12 protein-coding genes are annotated in these 12954 nt (G+C 66.2%); 8 read left to right on the forward strand and 4 right to left on the reverse strand.

Going from position 1 to position 12954, the window contains the following annotated elements; genetic code table 11:
• Positions 1-9: 9 nt before the first annotated feature.
• The 3 genes from PRtIB026_RS03780 to PRtIB026_RS03790 all read right to left on the reverse strand — a co-directional run bounded on the left by PRtIB026_RS03780 (position 10) and on the right by PRtIB026_RS03790 (position 3625).
• Positions 10-2874 carry a class I adenylate cyclase gene (locus tag PRtIB026_RS03780; RefSeq protein WP_203648975.1) on the reverse strand — a complete coding sequence of 955 codons (2865 nt, stop codon included), beginning with the start codon at positions 2872-2874 and terminating at the stop codon, positions 10-12.
• 154 nt (positions 2875-3028) lie between these two features.
• Positions 3029-3274 (reverse strand): TIGR02647 family protein, encoded by a 246-nt coding sequence (locus PRtIB026_RS03785; protein WP_050703275.1) that lies wholly within the window; start codon positions 3272-3274, stop codon positions 3029-3031.
• Positions 3275-3325: 51 nt separating this feature from the next.
• The gene (locus PRtIB026_RS03790; RefSeq protein ID WP_203648973.1) at positions 3326-3625 is read right to left on the reverse strand and encodes a hypothetical protein; all 300 of its coding nucleotides are present in this window, start codon (positions 3623-3625) and stop codon (positions 3326-3328) included.
• Between the two features lie 146 nt (positions 3626-3771).
• On the opposite strand from PRtIB026_RS03790, the gene PRtIB026_RS03795 reads away from it, so the two are divergent.
• Positions 3772-4431, forward strand: a complete 660-nt coding sequence (locus PRtIB026_RS03795; RefSeq protein WP_203648971.1) for a glutathione S-transferase family protein — start codon at positions 3772-3774, stop codon at positions 4429-4431.
• Between the two features lie 112 nt (positions 4432-4543).
• On the opposite strand, the gene argH is transcribed toward PRtIB026_RS03795, so the two are convergent.
• Positions 4544-5938 (reverse strand): argininosuccinate lyase, encoded by a 1395-nt coding sequence (argH, locus tag PRtIB026_RS03800; protein ID WP_203648969.1) that lies wholly within the window; start codon positions 5936-5938, stop codon positions 4544-4546.
• 297 nt (positions 5939-6235) lie between these two features.
• Here argH and PRtIB026_RS03805 point away from each other — a divergent pair, with 297 nt between their 5' ends.
• The 7 genes from PRtIB026_RS03805 to PRtIB026_RS03835 all read left to right on the forward strand — a co-directional run bounded on the left by PRtIB026_RS03805 (position 6236) and on the right by PRtIB026_RS03835 (position 12953).
• Complete coding sequence (locus tag PRtIB026_RS03805) at positions 6236-6985, forward strand: LytR/AlgR family response regulator transcription factor (RefSeq protein WP_203648967.1); 750 nt, start codon at positions 6236-6238, stop codon at positions 6983-6985.
• Positions 6986-7185: 200 nt separating this feature from the next.
• The gene (gene hemC / locus PRtIB026_RS03810; protein WP_203648965.1) at positions 7186-8127 is read left to right on the forward strand and encodes a hydroxymethylbilane synthase; all 942 of its coding nucleotides are present in this window, start codon (positions 7186-7188) and stop codon (positions 8125-8127) included.
• Positions 8124-8891: a uroporphyrinogen-III synthase gene (locus tag PRtIB026_RS03815; RefSeq protein ID WP_203648955.1), complete on the forward strand. Its 768-nt coding sequence runs from the start codon at positions 8124-8126 to the stop codon at positions 8889-8891. The genes hemC and PRtIB026_RS03815 overlap by 4 nt, the downstream gene beginning before the upstream one ends.
• 46 nt (positions 8892-8937) lie before the next feature.
• Positions 8938-10038 (forward strand): uroporphyrinogen-III C-methyltransferase, encoded by a 1101-nt coding sequence (locus tag PRtIB026_RS03820; RefSeq protein ID WP_203648952.1) that lies wholly within the window; start codon positions 8938-8940, stop codon positions 10036-10038.
• A complete protein-coding gene (locus PRtIB026_RS03825) occupies positions 10035-11273 on the forward strand; it encodes a heme biosynthesis HemY N-terminal domain-containing protein (protein ID WP_203648950.1) in 1239 nt (412 codons plus the stop codon). Before PRtIB026_RS03820 ends, PRtIB026_RS03825 begins: the two co-directional genes overlap by 4 nt.
• Positions 11274-11754: 481 nt before the next feature.
• Complete coding sequence (locus PRtIB026_RS03830; protein ID WP_203648948.1) at positions 11755-12252, forward strand: disulfide bond formation protein B; 498 nt, start codon at positions 11755-11757, stop codon at positions 12250-12252.
• A 230-nt stretch (positions 12253-12482) separates the two neighbouring features.
• Positions 12483-12953, forward strand: coding sequence for an Rsd/AlgQ family anti-sigma factor (locus tag PRtIB026_RS03835; protein ID WP_050703285.1), 471 nt, complete (start codon positions 12483-12485; stop codon positions 12951-12953).
• Position 12954 lies beyond the last annotated feature (1 nt).

Consider the following 12954-nt stretch of genomic DNA (forward strand, 5'->3'; position numbering starts at 1 on the left):
CAGAGAAAATCAGGGCTCCAGCCGCGCCTGCAGCTGTTCCAGCCCATCGTTGAGCGCCTGCTCCAGCTCGCGCTTGTAGCGCAGGTACAGGCTGGTGGACCCCTGCTCGTCTTCCAGCAGCTCGGACAGGTCGAGGTCGGTGATGTAGCAGCGGTAACGGCCGCTGCTGCGGCGCTGGCCCAGGATCTGCCGGGCGACCACGGCATACAGCTGGTCGCCGTGCTCCAGTTCGGAAAACTCCTGCTGGTCGCAGTAGAGCGTGACATGCACCTCGTCGCCGGTACCCGCCTGGAGGATCGCCTGGACCTCGTAGTGCGCCTGGTTCTGGCTGTCCAGCGGTGTCTGCCGCGGCTCCAGGCTGCGCGCCTTGCCAATGCCTGAAGGCAGCAGCTGGTAGTAAAGGATGTCCAGCGACGCCAGCGGCAGGCTGTCCAGGGGCAGTTGGGCATCGCGGCGCATCAGCATCGATTGCAGGAAACGTTGCAGCGGCAGCAGCAGGTGCTGCTCGTCCTGCAACGGCAACCGTTGTTGCCAAAGCGCGTTGTGCTCGTCGAGCACGTACAGGTCGGCCCAGCCTTCGAGCAGACGGTAGAACACCTGGATGCAGCCGGGGCGCCCCTGGGCCAGGACCAGCGGCAGGTCGTGGTCCTGCAGGGCATGGGCGTCCAGGTGCAGCGGGCTGTAGCGGATGCGCTCTTCGCCTAGGGCCGCCAGCACCGCATCATGGTCGGCGAGGCTGGCCAGGGTGACCTGCCCGGGCTGCAAGTCGAGGATGTGGGTGTGCTGGGCGACCTGCAGCAGGTAGCGGTGATTCAGGCCCTGGTCGAGCAGCAGCTGCACGGTGTCGAAGATGTCCTCGACCCGCTGGCTGATGGCCTGGGCGCGGTTGTGGCAGTAGCAGCGCACCCGCACCCGCGGGCGGTGGCTGCGCTGGCCCAGGCTGTTGAGGAAGTCGCGCAGGCAGCGCATCAGCGCATGCTCGCCGTCGTAGCGATGCACCAGCACCTCGTTCCAGCTGTTGAGGGTGATCTGGTCGAGGGTCAGTACAAGGTTCTCGCGCACCCCGGCGTAGCTCAGCGAGTCGGTGCGCTCGGTGGTCATCAGGATATTCAGGTCGCGGTGATGGCGCAGCGGATCGACCCCGACATTCACCAGCAGCAGGATCTCGTCGGCCACGCTCGGTTGCAGCAGGCGCACCTCGCTGACCGTCTCCAATGGCAGGGGGATGCTTTGCTGCAGGCTGCCGACAAGGTTGAACAGCTCGAACTCGCTGAGGTCGCTGGCGCCAGGGTGCAGGGCCAGGCGTGTGCCGCTGTCGATCACGCCATTGCGATGGGCCCAGGTGAGCAGTTCGAGCAGCTCGCGGCAGCGCTTGATTGGGCTGAAGTGCTCCCACTCGTGCACGCCCAGGTTGCCGTTGTACAGGCCCCAGTGATGGGTGCCCGGTTCCTTGCGGTTGGGCGAGTGGACCAGGGTGAGAGTGTCTTCGGCCAGGTCCGGGGCGATGCCCGGGTTGATCACCTCGATCTTGCCGGCCCGACGCTCGAAGGCGGCGTACAGGCGCCGGCCGAGGACGTTGAGGTCGCGTTGGTCGGCTCGGCTGTTGGCGTTCTGCAGGCGGGCGAACTGGGTCAGGAAGCGGTAGCTGTGGTTCAGCTCGGCCACCAGCTCACGGCGCTCGACCGCCACCTGGCGCACTTTCCACTGGCTGCGGCTGTCGAGCAGCGCCAGCTGGCGCTCGTCCCAGCCCCATTCCTCGGTCAGGCGCCCGAGCAGCTGGCGCTGCCAGCCGCCGCTGCGGGTGCGGCCCAGGTCGCTGAGCTTCTTGTTCACCTTCAGGTACAGGCTGCGCCGCGCCAGCTCCAGGCGTGCCGATTCGCCGCGCTGGCGCAGGTAGCGTTCGATGCGCCGGTAGACCATGACGTAGGGGTCGAGCTCGTCCAGGTCCAGCTGGTTGGCGAACACGGCCTGCTTGTAGTCCAGGCTCAGGCAGCGCACCTGCGGGTGCTCGCTGGCGTAGGCCTCGGTGAGCAGCAGCTTGAGCAGCGACTTGTAGGGCGAGTCGATGCCCTTGAACAGCTGCCATAGCCCGGCGCCGACGAACTCGCCCGACGGGATGTGCGCCAGGTGGCCAAGGTCGAGATCGTCCTGGGCGCGGATGAAGCGCTTGGACAGCAGGGTCTGGGTGTAGTCGCGGTAGTTGTGCTCCTGGTAGACCGGCACCAGCCACCACAGCGGCGTGCGTCCGGCCAGCCAGATGGCGGTGCGGTAGAACTCGTCGAGGAGCAGGTAATGCTGGGTGGTGCCGCAGTCGTCGGAGCTGAGCTGGCTGTCGCGCTCGCCCTGGACGAAGCCGCGTGGCTCGATCAGGAACAGGTGCGCCTCGGCGCCCTGGCTGGCGGCCCAGGCCTCGAGCAGCTGGCATTTGCGCCGCAGGTCGGCCAGGGCCTGCTCGTCCAGGTCGGGGGCGTGGCAGACCCACAGGTCCATGTCGCTCTGCTCGGCCTGGGCCAGGGTGCCCAGGCTGCCCATCAGGAACAGGCCGTGGATCGGTTGCGGCGGCTTGCCGTGGCGCGGCTTGTAGGTGAACGAGCGGGTCAGGCGCTGGGCCTCGGCCAGCAGGTCGCTGTCGGGTTCGAAGCCGGACACGCCAGCGGGGGTGGTGCCCGAGACATAACCCGGCAGCAGCGGGTGATTAACGTGAAAGAACAGCGGCAACAGGGTGAGGACCTGCTGCTGGCGCGTGGACAGCCCCTCCATGGCCCGTGCCAGGCGGCCCTGGTTGATCTTCAGGAAACGCGCGCGCAGCTTGGACAGCTCCTTGCGGTCGATGCCTTGGTCGAGATCGGGGCGGATTTCATGGGGGTGGTTCATTGCGCACTCAGGCAGGCAGGGGGAGCACTGGCGAGTTTAGCCTGAGTGGGGCGGTCGGATAAGGGGTTGGTGGCTTTTTGACGTCAGTTTTACAGCGATCCTCTAGGGCTCATCGCGGGGCAAGCCCGCTCCCACGGGGGCGGGCTTGGTGAACTCAGGCAGGCTGCGGAGTTTTAAGCACCCTGAGGAGTAACTGCATACTTTCAGCGGCATCAGTGCCCAGGCTGGTGAGGTAGCCTCCGTCGGGTTGGTCAGTGAGACCTTTGTCGTGCAGGCGCTTGGCTGCGGCGACCAATGCCGGGGAGGCGTCGCTACAAACCTTGATGCCTTCCTGGTGACTGTCCAGGTTGAACTGGGCGAGCACTTCCAGTTCGGCGATCAGTTCGGGGTTGAAGGGCATGGGCTACTCCTGACTTCGAGACAAGGATGGAAGTCAGGAGTGTAGTCAGGTTTATTCGATGTCGCCTTGATCCGCCTCAGGTGGCAGCTCCGGCAGGGCGCGCAGGGCGGTTTCATACCATTCGGTGTTGAACGGGCGGTCTTCGTCGAGCATGGCGTCGATCTCGATGGCCAGCACGTGGGCCATGAGGTTGAGGATGTCCTCGCGCTCGTAGCCGACCAGGCTCAGCTTGTTGAACGTGGCCTTGGCCGCCGGCGGCTCGCCGCTTTCGATCTGGTTCTCGATGGCCTGGGTCAGTGTCGCCTCGGCGAAGTCTTCGTCGTCATTGTCGATGTCGGTGGGCTCGCTCATGGCGTTACTCCTGTGGTGGGGGGCACAGTTTGCCACGCCTGCGCCAGCAATGCCCGGTCATCGACGCCGGGCATGAAGCTGGCCAAGGGTGGGGAAGGGGGCTATAAAAGCCGGGCCAACCCCATACGGCCTTGGAGGCTGTCTCAATGCTCAAGCTTCATGGATTCGCGGTCAGCAACTACTACAACATGGTCAAGCTGGCCTTGCTGGAGAAAGGCGTGCCCTTCGAAGAGGTGCCGTTCTTCGGCGGCCAGGCCCCCGAGGCCCTGGCCAAAAGCCCGCGTGGCAAGGTGCCGGCGCTGCAGACCGAGCATGGTTTCATCAGCGAGACCGGGGTGATCCTCGACTACATCGCGCAGACCCAGCCGGGCAAGGCGCTGCTGCCAGCCGATGCCTTCGGCCAGGCCAAGGTCCGCGAGCTGCTGCGGGAGATCGAGCTGTATATCGAGTTGCCGGCGCGGACCTGCTACGCCGAGGCGTTCTTCGGCGCGGCGGTAGAGCCGCTGATCAAGGAGCGGGCGCGGGCGGACCTGCTGGCAGGCTTCGCCACCCTCAAGCGCAATGGACGGTTCCAGCCATACGTGGCCGGGGAGCAACTGACCATCGCAGACTTGATGTTCTGCTTCTCGGTCGACCTGGCCTGTGTGGTGGGCAAGAAGGTGCTGAACGTCGACTTCCTGGCGGATTTCCCGCAGGCGACGGCGTTGCTGGAGAAACTGCGCGAGAACCCGCACATGGCGCGGATCGTGGCGGACAAGGAGGCGGCGATGCCGGCGTTCCTCGAAATGATCAAGAGCAAGCGCTGAGGCCACAAACGATCGCGGGGCAAGTCGCATCGGCGCACCGCCGCTCCCACGAGCCTGAGCGAGGCTGGTGGGAGCGGCGGTGCGCCGATGCGACTTGCCCCGCGATTGTGGTTTAGCGCGAAGCCAGCAGGGCCTTGCCGCGAACCACTGCCGCGCGCACCTGGGCCGGCGCGGTGCCGCCGATGTGGTTGCGGGCGTTGACCGAGCCTTCCAGGGTCAGCACGGCAAACACGTCCTGCTCGATCTGGTCGCTGAACTGGCGCAGCTCGTCCAGGCTCATCTCGGCCAGGTCCTTGCCGGTATCGACGCCGTACTTCACGGCGTGGCCGACGATCTCGTGGCAGTCACGGAACGGCAGGCCGCGGCGCACCAGGTAGTCGGCCAGGTCCGTGGCGGTGGAGAAACCGCGCAGGGCCGCTTCGCGCATGATCGCGTGCTTGGGCTTGATCGCCGGGATCATGTCGGCGAAGGCGCGCAGCGAGTCGCGCAGGGTGTCGGCGGCGTCGAACAGCGGCTCTTTATCTTCCTGGTTGTCCTTGTTGTAGGCCAGCGGCTGGCCTTTCATCAGGGTCAGCAGGCCGGTCAGGGCGCCGAACACTCGGCCGCTCTTGCCGCGCACCAGCTCCGGCACGTCCGGGTTCTTCTTCTGCGGCATGATCGAACTGCCGGTGCAGAAACGATCAGGCAGGTCGACGAACTGGAACTGGGCGCTGGTCCACAGCACCAGCTCTTCGGAGAAGCGCGACAGGTGCATCATCGCGATGCTCGCCGCCGAGCAGAATTCGATGGCGAAGTCGCGGTCCGAGACGCTGTCCAGCGAGTTGCCGCCCACGGCCTCGAAGCCCAGCAGCTTGCAGGTCAGTTCGCGGTCGATCGGGTAGGTGGTGCCGGCCAGCGCGGCGCTGCCCAGGGGCATGCGGTTGGCGCGCTTGCGGCAGTCCACCAGGCGCTCGTAGTCGCGGCTGAGCATCTCGAACCAGGCCAGCAGGTGGTGGCCGAAGGTCACCGGCTGCGCGGTCTGCAGGTGGGTGAAGCCGGGCATGATGGTCTCGGCCTCGCGCTCGGCCTGCTCCAGCAGGCCCTGCTGCAGGCGGGTGATCTCGGCCAGGATCAGGTCGATCTCGTCGCGCAGCCACAGGCGGATGTCGGTGGCCACCTGGTCGTTGCGGCTGCGGCCGGTGTGCAGCTTCTTGCCGGTGATGCCGATGCGGTCGGTCAGGCGCGCTTCGATGTTCATGTGCACGTCTTCGAGGTCGACGCGCCAGTCGAAGGTGCCGGCCTCGATTTCGCCCTGGATGGTCTTCAGGCCATCGATGATGGTGTCGCGCTCGGCATCGCTGAGGACGCCGACCTGCGCCAGCATGGTGGCGTGGGCGATCGAACCCATGATGTCGTGGCGGTACAGGCGCTTGTCGAAATCGACCGAGGCGGTGAAGCGGGCGACGAAGGCGTCGACGGGCTCACTGAAGCGGCCGCCCCAGGACTGATTGGTCTTGTCGGTGCTCATGGATTCACTCGTTGAAGGCGTGAACGGAAAAAGTGTCGCGATCATAGCAGGGTTGCGCCCGCCGCCGCAGGGCGCTGGTCGCGAGAATCGTCCGGTTACAAGGGGGTGCGGCATATTCAACGATTGAACGGCAGTGTTCCACGGAGCGTCTACAGTTGGACAAAGGACTGGCGGTGAATCTGCCAGACCAGTGAATCTTTGGCCTTCGCACCGGTCTGTAGCGTGACCGCGTTTCGGTCGCCCCACACTTGTCTACGCTATACCCGTGCGAGACTCACTCAGGAATCCAGCGCAATTATGAATGTCCTGATCGTTGATGATGAACCCCTGGGCCGCGAGCGCCTGAGCCGGCTGCTTGGCGAGCTGGAGGGTTACACCGTGATGGAGCCCAGCGCCACCAACGGCGAGGAGGCCCTGACCCTGATCGAAAGCCTCAAGCCCGATGTGGTGCTGCTGGATATCGGCATGCCGGGCCTCGATGGCCTGCAGGTCGCCGCCCGGCTGTGCGAGCGCGAGTCGCCGCCGGCGGTGGTGTTCTGCACCGGCGACGATGAATACGGCAGCGAAGCCTTCAGGGACAGCACCCTGAGCCATGTCGAGAAGCCCATCCAGCCCCAGGCCCTGCGCGACGCCCTGCGCCGGGCGGAAAAACCCAACCGTGCCCAACTGGCGGCGCTGACCCGCCCGGCCGGCGAGGCCGGTGGCGGCCCGCGCAGCCATATCAGTGCCCGTACCCGCAAAGGCATCGAGTTGATCCCCATTCCCCAGGTCATCTACTTCATCGCCGACCACAAGTACGTCACCCTGCGCCATGAAGCGGGCGAGGTACTGCTCGATGAACCGCTCAAGGCCCTGGAGGACGAGTTTGGCGAGCGTTTCGTGCGCATCCACCGCAACGCGCTGGTCGCCCGTGAGCGCATTGAGCGCCTGCAGCGCACGCCGCTGGGGCATTTCCAGCTCTATCTCAAGGGCCTGGATGGCGACGCCCTGACCGTCAGCCGCCGCCATGTGGCGGGGGTGCGCAAGATGATGCAGAGCCTGCACTGAAAGGCCTCAGGGAACGTGGGAGCGGGCTTGCCCCGCGATAGCAGTGCAAGATCCGCCATCGCAATCGCGGGCCAAGCCCGCTCCCACGCAAATCGCGACCAGTATCGACTGTGCAGGGAGCGTGATTGCTGATCTGAATCTGCGGGCACAACCGGAGGAGCTGTTATCATCGGCGGTATTTCTCTGGATCGGTGCGTTTCATGTCCACTCGCGAAATCCGCATTGCCACCCGTAAAAGTGCCTTGGCCCTGTGGCAGGCCGAATACGTCAAAGCCCGCCTGGAACAGGCGCATCCCGGCCTTCTGGTGACCCTGGTGCCAATGGTCAGCCGCGGCGACAAGCTGCTCGACGCGCCGCTGGCGAAGATCGGCGGCAAGGGCCTGTTCGTCAAGGAGCTGGAAACCGCCCTGCTCGACAACGAGGCCGATATCGCCGTGCACTCGATGAAGGATGTCCCCATGGACTTCCCCGAGGGCCTGGGCCTGTACTGCATCTGCGAGCGTGAAGACCCGCGCGACGCCTTCGTTTCCAACAACTTCGCCAGTCTTGAGGCCTTGCCGGCCGGCAGCATCGTCGGCACTTCCAGCCTGCGCCGCCAAGCCCAGTTGCTGGCGCGCCGGCCCGACCTCGAAATCCGCTTCCTGCGCGGCAACGTCAACACCCGCCTGGCCAAGCTCGATGCCGGCGAGTACGACGCCATCATCCTTGCCGCCGCCGGCCTGATCCGCCTCGGCTTCGAGAACCGTATCACTGCCTCCATCAGCGTCGATGACAGCCTGCCGGCGGGCGGCCAGGGCGCGGTGGGCATCGAATGCCGCAGCGCCGACGCCGAGATTCATGCCTTGCTGGCGCCGTTGCACCATGCCGACACCGCCGACCGGGTGGTGGCCGAGCGTGCCCTGAACAAGCGCCTCAATGGCGGCTGCCAGGTGCCGATCGCCTGCTACGCGGTGCTCGAAGGCGAGCAGCTGTGGCTGCGCGGCCTGGTCGGCCAGCCCTCCGGCGGCACCTTGCTGGTGGCCGAGGCCCGGGCGCCACGTGCCGATGCCGAGCGCCTGGGCGTGCAGGTCGCCGAGGACCTGCTCGGGCAGGGCGCCGAGGCGATCCTCAAGGAAGTCTACGGCGAGGCCGGCCATCCGTGAGCCCCTGGCGCCTGCTGCTGACCCGGCCTGAAGAGGACTGTGCGGCGCTGGCGCAGACCCTGGCCGACGCGGGCATTGCCAGCGCCAGCCTGCCATTGCTGGTGATCGAGGCGATCGCGCCGGACGCTGCGCAGGTGCAGCGCCTGCGGGCGATCGCCGAGGCCCAGGCCATCATCGTGGTCAGCAAGCCGGCGGCCCGCCTGCTGCTGGAGCAACTTGCCCAGGCAGGGGTGACGCCGCCGCTCGCCGGTTGGTTCACGGTGGGCGAGGCGACGGCGCGGATCCTTCAGGAGCACCGGTTGCAGGTGGCTTTTCCGGCGGCCGGCGACGACAGTGAAGCCTTGCTTGCTCTGCCCGCGCTGCGCGAGGCTATCGCCGCGCCGGCACCCCGCGTCCTGATCGTTCGCGGCGTCGGAGGTCGTGAACTGCTGGCCGAGCGTCTTGCCGAGCAAGGTGCTAGTGTCGATTATCTGGAATTGTATCGCCGCTGCCTGCCGTACTACCCCGCCACGACCCTCGCCCAGCGCATCGATGGGGAACGCCTCAATGGCCTGGTGGTCAGCAGTGGGCAGGGTCTGGAACACTTGCATCGACTGGCAGGTGCGGATTGGCTGCGGTTTTCCCGCTTGCCGCTGTTCGTGCCCAGCCCCCGGGTGGCCGAGCAGGCCCGAGCGCTCGGGGCGAAAGACATTGTGGATTGCCGTGGCGCCAGCGCCGCGGCCTTGCTGGCAGCCGTGCAGCGAACCGCTGCGCCTGCCCCTTAAGGCGCTAAGCTAGAGAGCGATGCGCCACCATGCAAAGGATGGATACGTGAGCGAAACTGTCTTGTCCAACACCGAACAGCCCGCGGCGCCCGAGGCGCCGCAATCCGCCACCGCCAAGCCCGCCCGACGCTCCGGCAACGGCCTGGCGCTGCTGGCCCTGCTGCTGGGCGCCGCCGGCGTCGCGGTCGGCGGCTGGGGCGTCTGGCAGGTCCGCCAGCTGCAAGGCAGCGAACAAGGCCAGGGCGAACACCTGCAAGCCCTCAATCAACGCGCCGACGCGCTGCAGCAGCGCGAGCAGCAGCTCAGCGCGCAGCTGGCCAGCCTGCCGGCGGCCAGTGAACTGGAAGATCGCCGGCGCCTGGTGGCGCAACTGCAGGGCGACCAGCAGCGCCTGAGCCAGCGCCTGGAGACCGTGCTCGGCGAGAGCCGCAAGGAGTGGCGCCTGGCCGAGGCCGAGCACCTGCTGCGCCTGGCCACCCTGCGCCTGTCGGCGTTGCAGGACATCACCAGCGCCAAGGCGCTGGTCGAAGGTGCCGATGAGATCCTTCGCGAGCAGAGCGATCCCGGCGCCTTCGCCGCCCGCGAACAGTTGGCCCGCAGCCTGGCGACGCTATCCGGCACCGAGCAGCCGGATCGCACCGGGCTGTTCCTCAAGCTCGCCGCACAACGCGAGCTGGTGCAGCAGCTCAGTGCCCAGTCGCCGGAATTCGACAGCAAGGCCGACGCCATGGGCGCGCTGACCGCCGATGGCGATGGCGCCAGCCGCTGGTCGCAGTGGTGGGCCGAGATCTCCAAGTACTTCCAGATCGAGTTCAATGCCGACGACAACGTCCGCCCGCTGCTGTCCGGGCAGTCGCTCAACCAGCTGCGCCTGGCCCTGAGCCTGACCATCGAGCAGGCGCAGTGGGCGGCGCTCAACGGCGAGGCCAAGGTCTATGCCCAGGCCCTGGACGATGCGCGCAGCGTGTTGCTGGCCAACTTCAACCCGGACAACCCGCAAAGCAAGGCGATGCTCGACAACCTCAACCAGCTGGCCGAACAGCCGGTGTCGGTGGTCACGCCTGACCTGAGCGAGAGCCTGGCCGCGGTGCAGGCCTATATCCAGCGTCGCCACCTGCCGGCTGCCGCCGAAGGGGCCAAGCCATGAAGCGTGTCTACCTGCTGGCGGTATTGGCGATTGTCGTCGCCGCGGCGCTGGGCATCGCGATCGCCAAGCACAGTGGCTACGTGCTGATCGCCTACGGCAGCTTCCGCTACCAGTCGGGACTGTGGGCGGCGCTCGGCGCGTTGGTCGGTATCATCCTGCTGCTGTTGCTGGTGCGTTACCTGGTCGGGCTGGTGCTGACTTCGTCCGGGGTGGTCAACCCGTGGTCGCGGCGCAACCGCAGCCGCCGCACCCGCATCGCTGTCGAGCAAGGCCAGCTGGACCTGGCCGAGGGGCGCTGGGCGAGTGCCCAGCGGCACTTGCAGCGTGCTGCCGAGTCCGATCGCCAGCCGCTGCTCTACTACCTCGGCGCCGCGCGTGCCGCCAACGAACAGGGACGGGTCGAGGAACGCGACAATCTGCTCGAACGCGCCCTGGAACGCCAGCCCCAGGCCGAGCTCGCCGTCGCCCTGACCCATGCCCAATTGCAGATGGACCGGGGCGAGAGCGAGGGTGCCCTGGAGGCCCTGCAGGCGATGCAGGAGCGTCATCTGCACAATGCCCAGGTGCTGCGCCTGTTACAGCGCCTGCACCTGGAGAGGGGCGACTGGCCGGCGTTGATACGCCTGCTGCCGGACCTGCGCAAGCACAAGGTGCTGCCTGCGGCGGAACTGGCCGACCTGGAACAGCGCGCCTGGGGCCAGAACCTGGGCCTGGCGGCGGCCCGTGGCGAGGATCCGCAGACGGCACGCCAGGCGCTTGAGCGCGCCTGGCAGCAACTGACCAACGCCCAGCGCCAGGAACCGCAACTGGTGTCGGCCTACGCCGAGCAACTGCGTCAGGTCGGTGCCCAGGGCGAGGCCGAACAGGTGCTTCGCGGCGCGCTCAAGCGCGGCTACGAAAGCCACCTGGCGCGCCTGTACGGGCTGGTGCGCGGCGACGATCCGGCGCGCCAGCTGCAGACGGCCGAAGGCTGGCTGAAGGAGCATCCGCAGGATCCTAGCCTGCTGCTCACCCTCGGCCGGCTGAGCCTGCAGAACCGCTTGTGGGGCAAGGCGCGGGACTATCTGGAAAGCAGTCTGCGCCTGGAGCGTAATCCGGAAACCTGCGCCGAGTTGGCACGCTTGCTGGCCGGTCTCGGCGAGACCGAACGCAGCAATCAGCTGTTCCAGGAGGGCCTGGGGCTGCTGGATGAGCGCCTGCTGGCGTTGCCGCTGCCGGAGGGGGTTCGGGCCTGAGGCCCAGCCCTTTCAAGGTGTTGAGAAGGGGCGTTCGACTTGGACTTGACGGGGTCGCTTTGCGACCCTTTCGCGGCACAAGGCCGCTCCTACAGGTGATCGCGCCATCCTGTAGGAGCGGCCTTGTGCCGCGAATGGGCTGCAAAGCAGCCCCGGCAATATTGAATTGAAGCGGCCATATCCGAAAAAACGCAAAGACCTTGAAAGGGATGGGCCTGTCGCGCATCGCGGGCATACTTGCTTGTGCCGGTGCGATGTTTTGCCAGCGGCGTGTTGCATTCTCTGATGAGCGATGACTCAAGATGCCCTCCACGTAGAGGGCGTCGAATCGTCCTTCGTCCGTGTCGGAATAATCCCACGTTTCACGAAAATGATTCCCTAGCCATTCAGCGACTTGTCTGCACTGTAGCGCCTTGATACAAAGCGCCCCTTTCCTCTACCGTTTCAACCCACTTCCCTCATTTTCGGATCACTTCTGCCCATGTCGCTGGCCTGCTTGCGCAGCTCGTTCCTTCCCGCCTTCCTGGCCGCCGTGGCGGTGCTGGTCGCATCGTTTCGTCTCGAAAACGTGGTCGGCCTGGACCCCTGCGCGTTGTGTTTCAGCCAGCGCCTGATGCTGGGCTGTTTTGCGCTGGCCTGCCTGGTTGCCATGTTCCACGCCGGCGGCCGCCGCTGGCATGCCTGGCTGGCGCTGCTGTTCGCGTTGGCTGGCGCCTTGCTGGCGGGGCGGCATGTCTGGCTGCAGGCCGAGCCGCTGCCGGTCAGCGGTTGCCACCTGCCCCTGGCGCACCTGGTCGAACGCCCGTGGAGCGAGATCCTGCAGGCATTCCTGCTGGGCAGCCCGGACTGCGTGTCGGTCAACTGGAGCTTCCTCGACCTGACCCTGCCGGAATGGAGCCTGCTGGCGTTCCTGTTGCTGGCGGCGGTGCCGTTGTCGTGGCTGGTGCTGTATCGATTGCGCCAGGACGCGGCGGGTTGATCCACGGCAATGCACCTGGGATTGCGCGACCAGCGGTGGCCGACGGCGGGATTAAACGCTTGTATGAACTTAGTCTGCTGCGTACCTTGAAGGGCAGGTCGCACGGGAATAATCTCCCAGCACGCTTACCGAAAATACAACTGCTCGATGCCGTTTGCTGACGTCACCTTTGTGCCACGGTGTTGTGTCGCGAGGTGCAGCGGCATCTACCCAGAAGGGAAGAGATCGCCATGCTCGATAGTTGCCAGAACGCCCAGGAACGCTGGGGCGGTGTTCACAAGCTGATCGATCGTTGGCTGGAGGAGCGCCAGGAGTTGGTGCATGCCTTCCGCGCCTTGCGCGATGCCAAGCCGGCCTTTGCCGACAAGGACAAGAACCGCGATTTTTGCGCGCTCCTGGTCGACTATGTCTCGGCCTGGCACTTCGAAGTCAGCGAGCAGCTGGTCAGCGAAGCCAAGGCCTTTGGCGATACCAAGGCCCTGGAGCTTGCCACACAGATCAACCCGCGTATCGATGACAGCACCCAGATCGCGCTGGCTTTCAATGACCATTGCGAGAAGGGCGAGTGCACCGACCCCGAGCGCTTCGCGGACAAGCTGGGCAAGCTGGGCGGCCTGTTGCGAGAACGCTTCGAGCTGGAGGACTGCCTCATCGAAGTGCTGCATACCGCGCACAAGGAAGAGGACGCGCTGCAGGCCTGAT

Origin of the sequence: Pseudomonas sp. RtIB026 (assembly GCF_016861355.2) — a bacterium.
In the GTDB taxonomy this organism is placed as follows: domain Bacteria; phylum Pseudomonadota; class Gammaproteobacteria; order Pseudomonadales; family Pseudomonadaceae; genus Aquipseudomonas; species Aquipseudomonas peradeniyensis.

Bases quoted from the DNA above. Each gene is read 5' to 3' on its own strand.
- PRtIB026_RS03805 (WP_203648967.1), top strand. From the start codon at position 6,236: ATGAATGTCCTGATCGTTGATGATGAACCCCTGGGCCGCGAGCGCCTG.
- PRtIB026_RS03795 (WP_203648971.1), top strand. From the start codon at position 3,772: ATGCTCAAGCTTCATGGATTCGCGGTCAGCAACTACTACAACATGGTC.
- PRtIB026_RS03785 (WP_050703275.1), bottom strand. From the start codon at position 3,274: ATGCCCTTCAACCCCGAACTGATCGCCGAACTGGAAGTGCTCGCCCAG.
- PRtIB026_RS03830 (WP_203648948.1), top strand. From the start codon at position 11,755: ATGTCGCTGGCCTGCTTGCGCAGCTCGTTCCTTCCCGCCTTCCTGGCC.
- hemC (WP_203648965.1), top strand. From the start codon at position 7,186: ATGTCCACTCGCGAAATCCGCATTGCCACCCGTAAAAGTGCCTTGGCC.
- PRtIB026_RS03825 (WP_203648950.1), top strand. From the start codon at position 10,035: ATGAAGCGTGTCTACCTGCTGGCGGTATTGGCGATTGTCGTCGCCGCG.
- PRtIB026_RS03835 (WP_050703285.1), top strand. From the start codon at position 12,483: ATGCTCGATAGTTGCCAGAACGCCCAGGAACGCTGGGGCGGTGTTCAC.
- PRtIB026_RS03780 (WP_203648975.1), bottom strand. From the start codon at position 2,874: ATGAACCACCCCCATGAAATCCGCCCCGATCTCGACCAAGGCATCGAC.
- argH (WP_203648969.1), bottom strand. From the start codon at position 5,938: ATGAGCACCGACAAGACCAATCAGTCCTGGGGCGGCCGCTTCAGTGAG.
- PRtIB026_RS03790 (WP_203648973.1), bottom strand. From the start codon at position 3,625: ATGAGCGAGCCCACCGACATCGACAATGACGACGAAGACTTCGCCGAG.